This is a genomic window from Roseomonas sp. CCTCC AB2023176, from assembly GCF_042259275.1.
GTDB lineage: Bacteria > Pseudomonadota > Alphaproteobacteria > Acetobacterales > Acetobacteraceae > Roseomonas.
The window spans coordinates 5,175,530-5,192,007 of the sequence record NZ_CP170086.1; the positions used below are offsets into that span (position 1 = coordinate 5,175,530).

Annotated in this window: 16 protein-coding genes; 8 read left to right on the forward strand and 8 right to left on the reverse strand. The window is 71.3% G+C overall.

Going from position 1 to position 16,478, the window contains the following annotated elements; all coding sequences use genetic code 11:
- The first annotated feature begins 63 nt into the window (after nucleotides 1-63).
- The 8 genes from ACE7GA_RS25990 to ACE7GA_RS26025 all read left to right on the forward strand — a co-directional run bounded on the left by ACE7GA_RS25990 (nucleotide 64) and on the right by ACE7GA_RS26025 (nucleotide 7,980).
- Entirely contained in the window at nucleotides 64-1,113 is a 1,050-nt protein-coding gene (locus ACE7GA_RS25990; protein WP_376093678.1) for a hypothetical protein, read from the forward strand.
- A gap of 10 nt (nucleotides 1,114-1,123) precedes the next feature.
- The gene (locus tag ACE7GA_RS25995) at nucleotides 1,124-2,293 is read left to right on the forward strand and encodes an FAD-dependent oxidoreductase (protein WP_376093681.1); all 1,170 of its coding nucleotides are present in this window, start codon (nucleotides 1,124-1,126) and stop codon (nucleotides 2,291-2,293) included.
- A gap of 7 nt (nucleotides 2,294-2,300) precedes the next feature.
- A complete protein-coding gene (locus ACE7GA_RS26000) occupies nucleotides 2,301-3,482 on the forward strand; it encodes an ABC transporter substrate-binding protein (protein WP_376093684.1) in 1,182 nt (393 codons plus the stop codon).
- A 107-nt stretch (nucleotides 3,483-3,589) separates the two neighbouring features.
- Complete coding sequence (locus tag ACE7GA_RS26005) at nucleotides 3,590-4,438, forward strand: branched-chain amino acid ABC transporter permease (protein ID WP_376093687.1); 849 nt, start codon at nucleotides 3,590-3,592, stop codon at nucleotides 4,436-4,438.
- Nucleotides 4,435-5,439 carry a branched-chain amino acid ABC transporter permease gene (locus ACE7GA_RS26010; protein WP_376093690.1) on the forward strand — a complete coding sequence of 335 codons (1,005 nt, stop codon included), beginning with the start codon at nucleotides 4,435-4,437 and terminating at the stop codon, nucleotides 5,437-5,439. The genes ACE7GA_RS26005 and ACE7GA_RS26010 overlap by 4 nt, the downstream gene beginning before the upstream one ends.
- A 1-nt stretch (nucleotide 5,440) precedes the next feature.
- Nucleotides 5,441-6,181: an ABC transporter ATP-binding protein gene (locus ACE7GA_RS26015; RefSeq protein WP_376093693.1), complete on the forward strand. Its 741-nt coding sequence runs from the start codon at nucleotides 5,441-5,443 to the stop codon at nucleotides 6,179-6,181.
- The gene (locus ACE7GA_RS26020) at nucleotides 6,178-6,888 is read left to right on the forward strand and encodes an ABC transporter ATP-binding protein (RefSeq protein ID WP_376093696.1); all 711 of its coding nucleotides are present in this window, start codon (nucleotides 6,178-6,180) and stop codon (nucleotides 6,886-6,888) included. Before ACE7GA_RS26015 ends, ACE7GA_RS26020 begins: the two co-directional genes overlap by 4 nt.
- 591 nt (nucleotides 6,889-7,479) lie before the next feature.
- Nucleotides 7,480-7,980 (forward strand): MarR family winged helix-turn-helix transcriptional regulator, encoded by a 501-nt coding sequence (locus tag ACE7GA_RS26025; protein WP_376093699.1) that lies wholly within the window; start codon nucleotides 7,480-7,482, stop codon nucleotides 7,978-7,980.
- Nucleotides 7,981-8,155: 175 nt separating this feature from the next.
- On the opposite strand, the gene ACE7GA_RS26030 is transcribed toward ACE7GA_RS26025, so the two are convergent.
- From ACE7GA_RS26030 to ACE7GA_RS26065, 8 genes are read right to left on the reverse strand one after another with little or no spacing between them, the layout of a single operon-like run.
- Nucleotides 8,156-8,689 (reverse strand): L-2-amino-thiazoline-4-carboxylic acid hydrolase, encoded by a 534-nt coding sequence (locus ACE7GA_RS26030; protein WP_376093702.1) that lies wholly within the window; start codon nucleotides 8,687-8,689, stop codon nucleotides 8,156-8,158.
- Nucleotides 8,686-9,285, reverse strand: coding sequence for an alkylhydroperoxidase domain protein (locus ACE7GA_RS26035; protein WP_376093705.1), 600 nt, complete (start codon nucleotides 9,283-9,285; stop codon nucleotides 8,686-8,688). Before ACE7GA_RS26035 ends, ACE7GA_RS26030 begins: the two co-directional genes overlap by 4 nt.
- A gap of 11 nt (nucleotides 9,286-9,296) precedes the next feature.
- The gene (locus tag ACE7GA_RS26040; RefSeq protein WP_376093708.1) at nucleotides 9,297-9,887 is read right to left on the reverse strand and encodes a CMD domain protein; all 591 of its coding nucleotides are present in this window, start codon (nucleotides 9,885-9,887) and stop codon (nucleotides 9,297-9,299) included.
- Nucleotides 9,888-9,899: 12 nt separating this feature from the next.
- Nucleotides 9,900-10,934 carry a putative FMN-dependent luciferase-like monooxygenase gene (locus ACE7GA_RS26045; protein ID WP_376093711.1) on the reverse strand — a complete coding sequence of 345 codons (1,035 nt, stop codon included), beginning with the start codon at nucleotides 10,932-10,934 and terminating at the stop codon, nucleotides 9,900-9,902.
- Nucleotides 10,935-10,939: 5 nt separating this feature from the next.
- Nucleotides 10,940-12,601 (reverse strand): dipeptide ABC transporter ATP-binding protein, encoded by a 1,662-nt coding sequence (locus tag ACE7GA_RS26050; protein WP_376093714.1) that lies wholly within the window; start codon nucleotides 12,599-12,601, stop codon nucleotides 10,940-10,942.
- Nucleotides 12,598-13,437 (reverse strand): ABC transporter permease, encoded by an 840-nt coding sequence (locus ACE7GA_RS26055; RefSeq protein ID WP_376093717.1) that lies wholly within the window; start codon nucleotides 13,435-13,437, stop codon nucleotides 12,598-12,600. Before ACE7GA_RS26055 ends, ACE7GA_RS26050 begins: the two co-directional genes overlap by 4 nt.
- A complete protein-coding gene (locus ACE7GA_RS26060; RefSeq protein ID WP_376093720.1) occupies nucleotides 13,434-14,381 on the reverse strand; it encodes an ABC transporter permease in 948 nt (315 codons plus the stop codon). The genes ACE7GA_RS26055 and ACE7GA_RS26060 overlap by 4 nt, the downstream gene beginning before the upstream one ends.
- The gene (locus ACE7GA_RS26065; RefSeq protein ID WP_376093723.1) at nucleotides 14,378-16,009 is read right to left on the reverse strand and encodes a TIGR04028 family ABC transporter substrate-binding protein; all 1,632 of its coding nucleotides are present in this window, start codon (nucleotides 16,007-16,009) and stop codon (nucleotides 14,378-14,380) included. The genes ACE7GA_RS26060 and ACE7GA_RS26065 overlap by 4 nt, the downstream gene beginning before the upstream one ends.
- Nucleotides 16,010-16,478 lie beyond the last annotated feature (469 nt).

The window sequence follows — 16,478 nt, forward strand, 5'->3', positions numbered from 1 at the left end:
TTGTCAACATTCACATCCCTCTGGCCGGGCACGCCGGCTAGGGGGCAAGGGGATGTGCAGGCCATGCTGAGCGACCGCATCGAGGGCAAGTGGATCGACCTCTTCGTCCACACCTTCGAACTCGCGAAGGTCACGCGAGGGGACGAGATCGCGATCCTGTCGGAGACGCAGTCACGGCAGATCAACGTCCACCTCGCCGAACTCGCCCTCCTCCGCCTCGGCGCCAAGCCCTTCCACGTCGTGCTGCCGACACCACCGCTGCAGGTCAGGGTGCCAGTCCGCTCCACCGGCGCGACGCCCGCGCTCCAAGGCATGAAAACCGTCGTTTCCGCCCTTTCACAGTCCGTCATGGTCGTGGACCTGACCGTCGAGGGGCTGATGCACGCTCCCGAAACGCCCGCCATCCTCGGGGCGGGTAGCCGGATCCTCTACATCTCGAACGATCATCCGGAACAGCTCGAGCGCTGCGCGCCCGATCCGGCGCTGCGGGACCGCGTGCACCTCGGCATGGATATGGCGAAGCGGGCGACGGAAATGCGGGTTACCTCCGTCGCGGGAACCGACCTCCGGGTGGACATGCGCGACGCCTTCGTCGGCGGCACCTGGGGCGGCTGCGACACGCCGGGTACCCTCGAGAACTGGCCAGGCGGCCTCGTCGTTTGCTTCCCGAAGGCCGGCTCCGTCAACGGGACGCTCGTCATGGACGTTGGCGACTTCAACTGCACCTTCAAGCGCAACCTCGAACGCCCGGTCCGCCTTGTCATCGAGAACGACTTCGCCGTCGCGATCGAGGGCGACGGGCTCGATGCCGAACTCATGCGCGGCTACTTCGAGGCCTGGGGCGACCGCAACGCCTACGCGTCCTCCCATGTCGGCTGGGGCATGAATGCAAGCGCGCGCTGGGACGCCATGGTGGCCTACGACAAGCGCGACACGAACGCCGTGGAGCAGCGGGCCTTCGCCGGCAACTTCCTCTACTCCACAGGCGCCAACCCTTTCGCGGACCGCTTCACGCTGTGCCACTTCGACCTGCCGATGCGGAAATGCACGGTGACGCTCGACAACACCACGGTCGTGCGGGACGGCGTCCTCCAGGGCGCGCTCGCGGGCTGAGGCGGCGGTCGTGGGACGGCACGCCGAGATCGCCGGTGCGGGCTTCGCGGGACTCTGCGCTGCGCTCGCCCTGCTGCACCGCGGCTGGAGCGTGCGGCTTCACGAGCGCGCGCCCACGCTCCGGAACGAGGGGTTCGGCATCGCCATTCACGAGAACGGCATCCGCGTGCTGGAGGCGCTCGGCGTTCTCGACGCGGTGCTGGAGCGGGCGCTACGCATCAGCCGGATGGAGACGCGGGACCGCGAGGGACGGACGACCTCCGTTCACGTACCGCGCTCGCGAACCTACCGCATCTCCCGCCAGCACATGGTGCAGGTGCTGGCGGAGGCGGTGGAGGCGCAGGGCGGCGAGATCAGGACAGGGAGCGCCGCCACGGGCGCCTTGCCTGAGGGACGCCTGCGCTTGAAGGGCGGGGAGGAGCTGGCGGCTGACCTCGTCCTCGCCGCGGACGGCTACCGTTCCGCCATCCGGGATGGCCTTGGCCTCTTGCAGCGCCGCATCACGCTAGGGGACGGCGCCATGCGGCTCGTCATTCCCCGCACGCCGGAGGAGCGGGCTTCGGAGCCGACGGACTCCGCCGTCGCTCATGAGAACTGGTCGGGACGCCGGCGCATCATCGTCAACGCCTGCGGCCCCGACGAGGTCTACGTCGCGATGAGCTGCCCAGCGGACGACGTGGCGGGGCAGCGCACCCCGATCGACCTCGACGCCTGGACACGTTCCTTCCCGGCGCTGTCGGGCGTGCTGGAACGCGTGGCGGCCAGCGCCGATTGGACACGGGTGCGATGGACGCGGTTCGAGATCATCCGGCTGCATCGCTGGTCGCGCGAACGGGTCGCGATCCTCGGCGATGCCGCCCACGCCATGCCGCCGAACCTCGGCCAGGGTGGCGGCTGCGCGATGATGAACGCACTTGCCCTTGCCGTCGCGCTCGACGGCGGAGGCGTGGAGGAGGGGCTGGCCGACTGGGAGCGTCGGGAACGCCCGCTGACGGACCACACCCAGCGCTGGTCACGCCTCTATAGTGCAACGACCTTCTGGCCGGACTGGCTCCGCGCGGCCGCCTTCGGCATCACTGCCCGCTCCGCCTACCTGTCCCGGATGATGCAGCGTACCGCCCGGCACGTGCCCACCGGCACCGCGGATCCCCTCACATCCTTCCCGCAACCCTCACGTTGAGGACGCCATGAAGCGACGCACGGCACTGACCCTCGCCCTCAGCTCCGTCGCGTCACGGGCGCGGGCCGCGGAGCCGATTAAGATCGGCGCGCTCCTCTCCTACTCCGGCGTCTTCGCCTCCATCGGGGACGAGATCACGAACGCCATGCAGCTCGCCTTCGACCACGCGGGCGGCACGGTGGCCGGGCGTCCCATCACCATCGTCCGGGCCGACACGGAGGTGCGGCCCAACGTCGCGCTGACGAAAGCGCGCGAGCTGGTCGGCTCGGACCGGGTGGACCTCCTCGTCGGCCCCGTCTCCTCATCCGAGAGCATCCCGCTCCGCGACTTCGCGCACCAGCGGCGCATCCCGCTGATCATGCCGCACGCAGCGCTCGACAACCTCTTCGGGGAACGGTGCAGCCCCTACATCCTGCGAACGAGCTTCTCCGGCAACCAGTTCGGGCGCCCCATGGCCGCTTGGCTCGCTCAGCGCGGCGTGCGGACGATCACGCTGATGGCGCCGGACTACGTCGGGCCGCGCGACCTTATGGAGAAGTTCGAAGCGGAATTCACGCGTCAGGGCGGCCAGATCGTCGGGCGCGAGTTCACGCCGTTCCAGCGCACCCACGACTTTGGCCCCTACCTCGCCCGCGTGAAGCAGCAGCGGCCCGACGCCACCTGGGTCTCCTACGGGGGGGCAGAGGCGATCAACTTTGTCCGGCAGGCGGCCGACTTCCGCCTCTCCGAGGCGACGCGCGTGACGGGGTCCGGCTGGACAGTCTCGCCGCTCGTGCTGCCCGCGCAGGGCGACGCGGCGCTCGGCTTCCAGGGCCTCCTGAACTACGCGCCCTCAATCGACACGCCGGAGAACCGGCGGTTCCAGGCAGACTACCGGTCCCGGCACGGCAGGACGGCTTCCGAGTTCGGCGCCCAGGGCTACGACACCGGCCTGTTCATCGCGGCGGCGCTGCGTGCGCTCGACGGCCGCACGGACGACAAGCTCGCCCTCGCGCGCGCGATCCGCGATGCCCGGATCGTCGGCGCGCGCGGCCCGGCCCGCATTGACCCGGCCACGAACAACATCGTGCAGAACATGTACATCGTCGAAGTTCGGCGCGGCTCGAATGGGCCGGAGCTGGCGGTGCTGGACACCATGCCCGCCGTGACGGACGAGCCGAACGGCTGCCAGATGCGTCTGGAGGGCTGAGACATACCCGCGCCCCCGTCCGGGACGGCGTGGCAGCCGGCGCGGCTGTGGCAGCCGGCGCGGCTGTGGCAGCCGCCAGTCGGGGCGCCGCGCGCCGGGAGGTCGCCATGCTGATCCAGCTCCTGAACGGGCTGCAGTTCGCGATGCTCCTCCTCCTTCTTTCGGCCGGGCTCTCGGTCATCTTCGGGCTGATGAACTTCGTGAACCTCGCCCACGGCACGCTCTACATGATCGGTGCCTATATCGGTCTCACAACGACTCGCCTCACCGGCTCCTTCGCCCTCGCGCTCGTCGCGGCCTCGCTCGGCACCGCGCTCGTCGGCCTCGCCCTCTACAAGACGCTGTTCGAGCGACTGCAATCAACGGACCCGGTCCGGCAGGTCCTCGTGACCTTCGGCGTGATCTTCGTCGGTCTCGACGCCGTGCGATTCCTATGGGGCAACGACACGCACTCCGTCGCCGTACCGCCGCTCCTGACGGGCTCGGTCGAGATCGCCGGGGAGCCCTACCCGGTCTACCGACTGTTCATTATCGCGATGGGTCTTGCCGTCCTCCTGGTCCTTCACGTTCTGCTCGACCGGACCCGGGTCGGGGCGATGGTGCGGGCGGCAGTGGACCACCGGGACGCGGCGGAATGCCTCGGCGTGGACGTGCGGCGGCTGTTCCTCGGCGTATTCGCGCTAGGCTGCCTGCTCGCGGGACTCGCGGGCGCGGTGGCGGCCCCTGTCCTTTCTGTCTACCCGGGGATGGAGATGCCAGTCCTCGTCCTCACGCTCATCATCGTCGTCGTGGGCGGGCCCGGCAGCCTCGCGGGCGCGGCGCTCGGCAGTGTCCTCATCGGCCTGGCCGACACCTTCGGGCGCCTCTTCCTGCCGAGCTTCGCGGCGTTCCTCATGTACGCGGTCGTCGCGGGCTTCCTCATCCTTCGGCCGCGCGGCGTGCTGCCGATCCGATGAGCGACGGCCTCGACATCCGGCTGCGCTGGACCATCGCCGCCGCGCTCGTTCTCGCGGCCCTCGTCACCTGGGGCAAGGCGGGCTTCTTCGGCCAGAGCCTCCTCGCGGAACTGGCGATCTTCGCGATCTTCGCGATGTCGGTGGACCTTGTCGCCGGGCTCGTCGGGCTCATGTCCATCGGCCACGCCATGTATTTCGGCTTCGGCGCCTACGCCGTCGCCCTCCTGACGACGGAACTCGGCGTCTCCGCCGGGACCGCGCTCCTCCTCGCGGTAGCCGGCGCCGCGGTCGTCGCGGCCCTCGTCGGCGCGGTGATCGTGCGGTTCAGCGAGATCATCTTCATCATGCTGACCCTCGCCCTTTCCGAGATGTTCTATGCCTTCATCTTCGGGAACCGGACGCTTGGCGGGTCGGACGGCATCGCCGGCGTGCCACGCCTCGACCTCTCCCCGATCGGCCTCGACGGGGAGGCGCCCGAGGTGTTCTCGGCGGTGACGGTCGTCGCCGCGGTCATCACGTTCGCTTTGCTGGACGCGTTGGCGCGCTCGCCCTTCGGCCTCGTCGCGGCAGCCGTGCGGCAGAAACCGTCACGGGCGCGGGCCCTGGGGACGCGGATCAACCTCGTCCGAACGGTGGTCTACGCCCTCTCGGCGGCCCTCGCCGCGCTCGCAGGGGCGCTGATGGCGCAGCTTAACAACTTCGCCTCCCCCGACCTCGCGGGCTGGACCCTCTCGGGGCTCGTCCTCATCATGGCGATCCTCGGGGGGCTCGGCTCGATCTCCGGCGCCGCGCTCGGCGCGATTATCGTGCAGGCGGCGAGCCACTTCCTCTCCCGCTGGACCGGATATTGGGGCTTCTTCCTCGGCGTCTCCTTCATCGCCGTCGTGATGTTCGCGGAGAACGGCCTCTTCGCCCTGCTCCGCCGGCCGTTCGTCCGGCGTGCCGCGCGGCTGCTGCCCGGTCCGGAGGTTGCGATGCCGCCGGTCGAGGCGGGCCGCTGAGGTGCTGTCCTGCGAGGCGCTCCGCAAGTCCTACGGCGGCCTGGAGGTCACGCGGGACGTGACGCTTCACGTGGGGAGGGGCGAGCGCCACGCCATCATCGGGCCGAACGGCGCGGGCAAGACGACCCTCTTCAATCTCATCTGCGGCGAAGTGATGCCGGACGGCGGCACGGTCTCGCTCGATGGCGAGCCGATCACCCGGCAGTCACCCGACGCACGGGCACGGCGGGGGCTTGCCCGAAGTTTCCAGCGGAACTCGACCTTCCCCGGCATGACGGTGGCGCAGACCCTCGCCGTCTCGGCTACGGTCGCCTCGGGAAGGGGCTGGAACATGCTGCGGCCGCTCGCGCGCCTGTCGGACGTGCACGAGCGCGTCCGGCGTGCGGCGGAGGCCGTCGGCGTCGCGGATCTCCTCCACGTGCCCGACGCCGCCCTCTCCCACGGAACGCGGCGGCAGGTGGAGATCGGAGTCGCGCTCGCCTCAGAGCCACGACTTCTCATGCTCGACGAGCCGACGGCGGGCATGAGCCCGGAGGAGACTGCGCGCATCTCGCGGCTGGTCGCGAGCCTGCCGCGGAGCCTCACCCTCGTCATCATCGAGCACGACATGGAACTCGTCTTCGGCATCGCCGACCGGGTCACGGTGCTCGACGCCGGCTCGATCCTGGCGCAGGGCACGCCGGAGGAGATCAGGTCCTCCGCCCTCGTCCAGGCCCGTTACCTCGGCGGCATCGACCCGTGACGGCCGAGGGGCCCGCGCTCGCGGTCGAGGGGCTGCATGCGGCCTACGGCTCGAGCCGAATCCTCCGGGGCGTCGACCTCACCCTGCCGGCCGGCGCTGTCCTTGCCCTGCTTGGTCGGAACGGGGCCGGGAAGACGACAACGCTCCGCGCGGTCATGGGCCTGGTCCCTGCGCGCACTGGGACCGTCCGCCTTTTCGGGCGCGCCATCGGAACGGCCAGTCCCGTCGAGATCACCCGCGCCGGGATGAGCCTCGTGCTGGAGGATCGCGGGGTGTTCCCGTCGCTGAGCGTCGAGGAGGCGCTCGCCGTCGCGGCCATGCGACGGAAGGGCGTCTGGACCACGGACCGCATCCTGGCACTTTTCCCGCGCCTGGGCGAGCGGCTGCGGCACCGCTGCGGCCAGCTCTCGGGTGGGGAGCAGCAGATGCTCGCTATCGGGCGCGCGCTCCTGCTTAACCCGCGCGTGCTCCTCCTCGACGAGCCGACTCAGGGCCTCGCTCCGATCATCGTGCGCGAGCTGCTGGAACGGCTCGGCGATCTCAGGCGCGAGGGGATGTCCATCGTCCTCGTCGAACAGAACCTCGCCTTCGCGCGCCGCCTAGCAGATGAAGCCGCGGTGCTGGGCAAGGGCGCCATCCAGTGGACTGGCGCCATGAAGAGCCTGCGGGACGACGACCCGGTCATCCGCGCTTGGCTCAGCGTGTGACGCGCGGCAGGCCGACAGCGGTTGGCCGAACCATGCCGACAAGCGGGATGCATCGGCTTGCACTCCTCGGGGCGGAGCGCGCCACCTCCGAGGGCGTGTTCCAAGCCCTCCAGGTCCGGACCAAGACGGCTAGAGCGCTGGTGGCAGGCCAGGAGCCCGACGCGGCGATGGCGGCCTCCCTCCGGGAACGGACAGACGCAACTACGAAGGAGGGGACGGGACGAGAGAGCCGGGCCGAGGCTGGCGTGCCTCCGCAGGTCCAGGGCGTAGGCCGGCCGCCCCGAGGCCGCGAGGTCGGCGAGCCAGGACCGCCCCGGCGGAGGCGCGTCGAGCAGGACGGACCCCGGCAGGGTCGCGCCGTGCACCAGGAGGACGGAATCCCGCGCCGCTCCCCTGCGACCTCGCGCAGCAGCAGCGGCGTCCTAGCCGCGTCCGCCGGCGGCAGGCAGCAGGCGGCAGGCGGCAGGCGGCAGGCGGCAGGCGAAGGTCCGCGCGCGCGAGGCGGCGTTCGATGCCGGCAGATGGTCCCGAATGGAACCATTTTTTGAGACCGGTTCCCGCCCGTACAGCCCTACCCTGTCCCCGGCCCGGGTGCGCGAGCGAGGCTCCGGCATAGCGGTGCGGCGGGACCAGGGCGCGCACGGCATCCTCGACGCGCCGACGATCACGCCGGGCTACCGCTTCTCCTGGCTCGCGAATTTCTTCTCGGGCCCGATCTACTGCGGCCTGGAGAGCGATCCGGGCCTCAGCCGGCCCGAACTCGTCGTGCTGTTCTGCCTCGCCCACGCCTCCGGCATCCCGGCAGCCGCCATCTGCCGCGCAACGGGGCGGCCGAAGAACTCGATCTCCCGCGCCATCGCGCGGTTGCTAGCGGCGGGGCGGATCCGCCGCCGAACCGACGCCGCCGACCGCCGCGCGGGGCTGCTGGGGCTGACGGACGAGGGCCGCGCCCTCGACGAGGCGCTGATCCCCCGCTTCCGCGCGCGGCAGGCAGCGATGCTCGCGCCGCTCAGCGCGGGGGAGCGCGCGGCGCTCGACCGATTGCTCGGAAAGCTCGTCCGCCGCGACGACGACTGGGCGGCGGTGTTCTGACCCCCCGTTCATGCGGCCCCGCCGCATGCATAGCTGCGGCCGACCCAAAGCCGTAGGACCGAGCTTGACCGGAAGCGGCACGTCCGCTTCGGACCGCGCGTCCCTGACAAGCGAACCTACACAGCACGGGCTTCGACCGCGACAGACGTCCGCCGCCAGCTCTCATCGCCTCAGCTCAGCGTGGGGCCGAGCCGACACCCTCTTCAACGTAGCGGTAGCGGAAGTCGCAGTGGCTTGCCCCGCCCATGATGGTCTGGGTGCGGGTGAGCTTCAGCTTCGCGTCGTAGCCTTCGCAGAAGGTGGCGTCCCGGTTGCAGGAGAGGAGATGCCCGATCTCGCCCAGGCCCATCTCGCGATACATCTCGGCGTAGCGGCACCGGGTCACGTTGAAATCGTACTCGGTGCCCGTCCGCCGCAGCACCACCGTCTCCAGCGCGCCACCCTTCTCCCAGAGCGAGCCTCGGTCGATGAAGGTCTGCAAGCTCGTCTGCCCGCCGGCGGCGGCCGCGAAGCGTCGGGCCTGCTGCAGCGCCGACCGGCGGACCGCCTCACCGACCGTCTGCGCGGCGGCCTCCGGTCCGGCCGTCTCCTTCAGGGTCGCGTAGACATGCCCGAGGATCTCCGCCTCGATCCGGCGGCGATCCAGCATCGCGAGGGTTTCAGGCGCCGCGGCGTCACTCGCGACGTCTGGCGCGTCGGTCGCGGTCATTCCGCCGCTCGGCGCGGCTCGCCGAGCGAGAGCATCAGCCGGTTGGCCCAGCCGAAGAAGGCGACGGCCTGGATCAGGTCGGCGATCGCGAGGTCGTCGAGGCCCGCGGCGCGCAGGCGGTCCACATGTTCGTCGCCGAAGGCGGGCGGCGTGGCCGAAAGCGCTGCCGCCGCGGCGACGACCGCGTTCCACCGCTCGCCGAGGTTGGCGCCGACGCCTTCTACCAGCAGGCGATCAACCTCCGCCCCACGCTTCGAATAGGTCGCGGCGAAGCGTGCGTGGACGGAGGCACAGAAGATGCAGCCGTTCAGTCGCGACGCGGCGGTCGCGGCCAGTTCCCGTTCCGCACGCGGAAGCCCGGCATCCGCGTTGTAGAAGATGTCCTTGTCCGTCCGGGTGCGCGCCTCCAGCGCCTCCGGGTCGCGGGCGAGGAGCCGGAAGTAGGGTGATCCCGCGCGGGACGGGTCCACGAGGCCGCGGATATGCCGCTCGGTCAGCTCGTCTTCCCGCAGGGGCTCGAGCCACGGCGTCCAGTCCAGTTGATCCCGCGTGAAGGCCTTCGGGGCCGCGGCGGTCGCGAGGTCGGTGTCGGGCATGTCGGTCCCCCTCAGCGGCTGGCGGCGAGGATGCGGAGGCCCGCCACGACGCGGGCCTGGAAGGCGGTGAAGGCGACGATCTGGGACAGGGTGACCACCTCGTCCGGTGACCAGCCCGCGTCGAGCAGCGCGCGCAGCGCGCCAGGGGTCGCGTCACGCGGATGCAGGACGAGGAGGTGCGCGTGTTCCAGTGCCGTCGCCAGGTGCTCGCCGATGGTGGCCCGGTCGGTCGCGGGAACGGCCCAGATCGAACCATCGGCGTTCTCCACCGAGAGCGGGCCGGGCGGGTAGTGGCCATAGGGGCCGTCGGCCCGCGCTTCCGTTGCAAGGCGGCGGACGACCGAGCGGAGTGAGACGGGCCCGCCAGCCCGCGCGATCCCCTCCGCATGCAGCGCGGCGAGGTCCTCGGCCCCGTGCAGGGCGGCGACGAAGAAGCCGAGGGCTTGGCGCTCCGCGACCGGGAAGCCGCCCGGATCGGCAGGCGCGAAGAGGACCTCGTGGCTCCGCTGCGCGTTCTCCCGGGCCGCGGGCCGGCGGGCGCGGATGGCGTCGAGAGCCGACCCCGGGGCGATCCCGACGAGGGTGTCGATGACGTCGGACATGGGGGTCTTCCTTTAGGCAGCGCGTCGCGTCGGCGCGTCGCGCGCGCCGAAGCCGATCGCTGGGGCGACGACCTCGGCTACGAGCTCGATCGAGCGGAGGATGAAGGCGTGGGGCGGGTCCACCGAATGGACCTGCACCGCGAGGTCGGTCGCGCGGTCCAGCGTGCGGTCGGCCGCGAGCGAAGCGATGACCGCGTCGGGCGTGCCGAGGTGGACATCGGAGGCGCGGATCATCTCGTCGAGCATCTGCGCCGCGGGCGGGCGGCCGAGGGCGGCGAGGCGTGCGCGCCAGCGGCCGAGGCCGGCCTCGGCGAAGCGCCGCGCGACGGCGCCGTCATCCGCGACGAAGACGGAGCGGGAGGCGAGAATGCGAGGGTCGACCCCAGGCGGCAACGCGGCGAGGTAGGCGTCCACCATCGGATCTTGGATGTCGGCCAGCGAGGCTTGCGGAGCCGCCTCCGGCCGCGGCTGGGTGCGGGAGAGCAGCAGGCCGTCGCCCGCGGCGCCGGCGCGGCGCGCGCCTTCAACGGTGAAGGTCGCCTGCCAGAGCCGTGCGCCGAGCGTCGGCGCGGTGGGGTAGATCCGGTCGCCGCCGGGCAGTTCCTCGCCCGCCCAGGCCGCGCGGAGACCGGCGAGGTTGCGGTCGAAGAGCGCCCCGCGCTCCGCCGCGTCCAGCCCGAAGGCGCGGAATGCCGAGTGGTTCCCGCCGGGTCCGACCCCGTATTCCAGCCGCCCGCCGGACATGAGGTCGAGCACCGCCGCGTCCTCCGCCGCGCGGATGGGCGCCTCCAGCGGTAGGACGACAATGCCGGTGCCCAGGCGGATGCGGGAGGTGCGCGCCGCGACGGCGGCGAGGAAGACGAGCGGCGCGGGCAGCCCGCCCTCGAACTCATGGAAGTGGTGCTGCGCGACCCAGGCGGAGTCGAAGCCGATGTGCTCGGCATGGACGATCTGCTCGATACCGAGGCGGTAGCGCTCGCCCGGGTTGGTCTCGTCCAGCACGCGGGTGAAGAAGCCGAGCCGCTTGCGGACGGGCTGGGGTGCCATGGGGTTCAGGCCTCCGTGGGAACGGGGATGCGGCCGGAGCCGCCGCCAGGGATCGCGTCCACGAGGTCGCGCGTGTAGGGATGGGTGGGTCGTCCCATCACGGCCTCGACGGAACCGTCCTCGACGATTTGGCCGCCGCGCATGACGGAAACCGTGTCGGCGATGCGCCGGACCACCGCGAGGTCGTGGGTGACGAAGACGTAGGTCAGGCCGAGGTCATGCTGGAGCTCGTCCAGCAGCCGCAGGATGCCCGCCTGGACTATGACGTCGAGGGCGGAGACCGCCTCGTCCAGGACGACGACGCGCGGCTCCAGGATCAGGGCGCGCGCAATGGCTACGCGCTGCCGCTGGCCGCCGGACAGGGCGCGGGGCAGGCGGGACAGGTAATCGGCCCCCAGGCCCACACGTTCCAGCATCGCGGCAACGCGGCGCGCGCGTTCGGCTTGCGGGAAGGGCTCGAAGTTGCGCAGCGGTTCCCCGACGATCTCGCCGACGGTCTGGCGCGGATCGAGGGAGGAATAGGGGTTCTGGTAGACGAGCTGGACGCCGCGTCGGAAGCGGCGGAGCGTCTCGCGGCGGAGGGTCCCGATCTCCGCGCCGTCCACGACGACCCGTCCCGCCGTGGGGCGGAGAAGGCCGACGAGGGCGCGTGCGGTCGTCGTCTTGCCGGAGCCGGACTCCCCGACGATGGCGTGGGTGGTCCCGCGCGGGACGCGGAAGGACGCGTGACCCACCGCCCGGAAGGGCGCCGCGCCGGGCACGGCGAAGTCCTGCACCAGCCCCTCGACGAGCACCGCATCGTCACCCGCCGGAACCGCGCGCCGAAGGCGTGGCGCCGCGAGGGAGGGCGCATCGGCCAGAAGGCGACGCGTGTAATCGGCGCGCGGTGCGGCCAGGACTTCGGCCGCCCGCCCCTGTTCCTGCACGCGGCCGCCCTGAAGCACGATGATCCGGTCGGCACGGTCGGCCGCAACGCCAAGGTCGTGGGTGACGAGGAGCACTGCCGTCCCGCTCTCGCGCCGCAGCTCGTCCAGCAGGTCGAGGATGCGGTGCTGGACCGTGACGTCGAGGGCGCTCGTCGGCTCGTCCGCGACGATCAGCGCGGGGCGGAGCGCGACGGCGATGGCGATGAGGACCCGCTGCTTCATCCCGCCCGACAATTCGTGCGGGTACTGACCGGCGCGAAGCTCCGCGGGGGTCAGGCCCACGCGATCCAGCAGTTCCAGTACGCGGGCGCGGATCGCGCGTGGATCGCGGGCGCCGTGGATTCGGAGGATCTCCCCGATCTGGTCGCCGACAGTCCGCAGCGGGTTGAGCGAGGAACCGGGGTCCTGCGGGACGAGGGAGACGACGGCGCCGCGGATCGCCTCGAAGCGACGTGACGGCCAGCGCGCGACGTCCGTACCACTCAGTCGGATGGCGCCAGACACGATGCGGCCATTCTCCGGCAGGAGGCCGAGGACGGAAGAGGCGACCGTCGTCTTGCCAGAGCCGGATTCGCCGACGAGGGCGACGACCTCCCCCGGTTCGATCCGGAACGAGACGCCGTTCACGACCTGGGTCTCCCCCCCGCGGAGGCTGTAGGCGATCGTCAGGTCCTCGACCGCGAGGAGGGGCGGACCTGGCAGTTCGACGGGCAGCGCGGAGCGGGGGGAGAGGGCGTTCACGCGCGGCTTCCGAGGGCGCGGCCGATCCGCTCGGCCGAGAGGACGACGAGGACGACGATGACCCCTGGCGCGGTGACGAGCCACGGGGCGCGCGCAAGGTAGTTGCGGCCTTCCGCGATCAGCAGCCCCCATTCCGGCGTCGGCGGCGGGGCGCCGTAGCCTAGGAAGCCCAAGGTGGAGATCTGGAGGATCGCAGAGCCGAACTGGAGCGCGGCGAGGGCGAGGACGGCGGTGAGCGAGTTCGGCAGGACGTGCCGCCACATGACCGCGAGGAACCGCCCGCCGATGCCATAGGCGGCCTCGACGTAGTCGCTCGCGCGGACACGGACGACCTCGGACCGCGCGAGGCGGGCGAAGCGCGCGACGGAGACGAGGCCGACCGCGACGGCGATGTTCACGGTGCCGAAGCCCAGCAGGACGACGATCGAAAGGGAGAGAAGGAGCGCGGGGATGGCGAGGAGCGTGTCCACGAGCCGCATGACCACTGCGTCCGTCCAGCCGCCCGCCGTACCGGCGACGCCGCCAAGGAGCGTGCCGAGCGCGAGGCCCACCGTGACGGCGACGGCTGCGCCGAGGAGGGACTCGCGGGCGCCGTACACGATCCGCGCGAAGAGGTCGCGGCCCAGCCCGTCGGTGCCGAGGACGTGCGCCTCCGACGGCGGGCGGAGGCCGCCGCGCGGGATGCCGACGGCCGGGTCGAAGGCCGTCCAGAGGCCCGGTGCCACGGCCCAGGCGAGAGCGACGAGGAGGACCAGCGCCGCAAGCACGACCGTCGGGCTGACCTGCCGGACGGCGGCCCGGCGCGGGGCCGCGAGGTCGAGGGCCGTCGCACTCATCGGGCCGCCACCGCGCCGCGCCGTACCAGGCGGGGGTCGAGCAACGGTGCCGCGAGGTCCACCGCGAGGCTGATGAGCACGAAGGCGAGGGCCGAGACGAGGACGATCCCCTGCAGCACCGCGAAGTCCTGGTTCCCCACGGCCTGCTGCGTCAGCCCGCCGAGGCCGGAGAGGTTGAACACCGCCTCCGTCACGACGGCGCCGCCGAGGAGCTCGCCGAAGAGCACGCCGGCGATCGTCAGCGTCGGTAGGATCGCGTTGCGCGCGACGTGCCGCAGCAGCACCCACCGTGGGGAGGCGCCCTTCGCGCGGGCGACGGCCACGAAGGGCTCCGCCATCACCCGGTCGATACTGCGGATGAGGATGCCCGCGAGCGGCGCAGAGATCGGGACGGCAAGCGTGAGGACGGGAAGGATCAGCCCCTCCAGGGGACCCGGCGAGATGACGGAGACGAGACCGAGCTGGAAGGAGAAGACCTGGATCAGCGTGATCCCGAGCCAAAAGACGGGGATCGCGACGAAGAGCGAGGGAATGGAGGCCGTCGCGCCGCGGAGCCAGGCGAAGGGCGCGAGGGTCGCGAGCGCAGCGATTCCGACAGCGAGGAGAGACGCCGCAAGGAAGCCGAGTACGGCGAGGCGGATCGTCGCGGGTAGGTTGGCCGACAGCGCCGCCCAGACCGGCGCGCCCGTCTGGATAGAGGTGCCGAGGTCGCCGGTCAGCGTGCGGCCGAGGCTTGTGACGTATTGCAGCCAGACCGGGGCGTCGGCGCCGTAGGAGGACCGGATCTCCGCCAGCGCCTCCGGCGTCAGACCCATATCGGAGCCGAGGAACTTGATGAGCACCGCGTCCCCCGGCAGCGCCTGGAGGAGGACGAAGGCAAGGGTGTAGGTCGCGAGGAGCACTGCGACGGCACCGCCCATGCGGCCCAGGACGTAGCTGCTCATCGCGGCGCGATCCAGGTCGCGTAGAAGGATGGACGGCCCACCGCCTCGAAGCCGAGGTCGCGCACGCGGGCAGAGGCGGCGAAGACCTGCGGCTCCTCGAAGATCGGGATCGCGTAGGCCTGCTCTAGAACGTACTCCTGGACCTGCCGCACGAGGTCGAGCCGCTTCGCGCGGTCGGGCTCGGAGGCGATACCGTCCAGCAGGGCGTTCAGGCGCGCGTCGTTGAAGTCGCGGACCCGGTCGCTGACGCCGCCGGTCTGGAGCAGGACGTTGCGGGTCAGCGGGTGATACTGGCTTCGGATGACGTCGGGATCCGCGCGGCCGACCATGGCCGGGGAGACTGGGGTCTTCGCGGGGTCGAGGTTGTCCGCGACGCGCGACCCCGCGTCACCGGGCAAGACGGTCAGCCGCACGCCGACGCGCTGCCACTGCTGCGCGATGAGTTGCAGCGTCTCCCGGTTCTGCGGCTGCGGCGGGGATTCGTAGGCGGTCAGTTCGAGCCGCCGCCCGTCTTTCTGCCGCACGCCGCCCGGGCCGGGTGCCCAGCCCGCCTCGTCCAGCAGGCAGCTCGCGAGCGCGAGGTCGTGGTTCAGCTTCGACGAGAGGTCCACGTAGCCCTGGGCCGTGGACGCGATGATGGAGGTTGCACGCGGGTAGTTGGGCGAGAACAGGGTATCCACGATCTCCCGCGCGTTCGTCGCGTGCAGCAGGGCGCGACGCACGCGGAGGTCGGCGACGAGCGGATTATCCGGGCGGAAGACGACGGAGTTATTCACACCCCGGGTGGACGGGGCGTAGATGCGGAAGCCCCGCGACGCGACTTGGCTCTCGTCATAGGCCTGGAGTTGCCGGATGACGTGCGCCTGGCCCGCCAGCAGCGCGCCGATGCGCACGCTGTCCTCGCCCGTGACGACGTAGCGGATGCCGTCCAGCAGCGCCCGGCCCTGATGCGGGTGGCGCACCGGTCCCCACGTGTAGTCGCGCCGGGCAGTCAGCGTGACCTCGCGGCCCAGCACGAAGCCCGTCGCGACGAAAGGGCCGGATCCCACGACCTTCCGTGGGTCGCCGAAGGCGTCGAAGTTCTGCGCGAGGGTGCCGAGGGAGACGAGGCCCGAGCCGATGACGGAGGTGCCTTGCAGGAACCCCGGCGCCGGCCGCGAGAAGCGGAACCGTACCGTCAGCGGGTCCACGACCTCGCCCCGCTCGTAGTTGCTGATGACTTCGGAGACGGGGAGCCGCAGGGCGGTGTTCCCGAAGCCATAGATGTCGAAGTTCCGCGCGACGGCCTCGGCGTTGAGTGGCGTGCCGTCGGAGAACGTCACGCCGGGGCGGAGGCGGAAGACATACTCCGTCGCGTCGGCGTTGATCTCCCAGCTCTCCGCGATCCAGGGCTCGATCTCAAGGGTGCGGGGGTTCTGGTAGGTGAGCTTGTCGGTGATCTGATTGAGGATGCCGCCGTTCGGGTAGAAGCCGCCGGCGGGCGGGTAGAGCGGCGTGTGCGCCTGCTGCTCCAGGTAGACCAGCGTGCCGCCGCGGATAGAGGCGGCCTGGGCGAAAGCAGCGCGAGAGGCGAGGGAGAGGCCTGCTGCAGCCCCCGCGAGAAGGCCGGAGCGTCGGGTCAGGGGCATGGGCGATCTCCGAGATGGCGGCGTGGGCTGGCCCCGCTCGCCGAGCCTAAGCCCGATACAACGTGAGGGAGCTCTGCAATATACGTTGAGGAGACGCGCTTAAAATGCAAGAACGTTCGTGCGACGTTATTTATGATGGCTGGCGGGGGCTGAGTGTTCCGCCTCCGTTCAGCCGCAGGCCACCGCCCCCCCCACCCCGGCGGGGCAGCCCGCCCGCCCAGTCTGGTCGTTGCGGCCACGGCGTGACTCTGGCCGTGGCCGGCGGCAGTCATGCCGGCCAGTGCCCGATTGACGGGTCCGCGCTCCGCCCGCAGCGGTGACGCGAGCCGGCAAAGCCCCGGATGGATCGTGCACGCGTGAATGGGCCCATCCCGGGGTCCATCCCGGCCGAAGCGATGACCGTTAGACACAGGGGTTCCGTTGCAGCCTTTGCGCTCGGCAGTGACCGGGGCCATGGTTCGGTATGGCG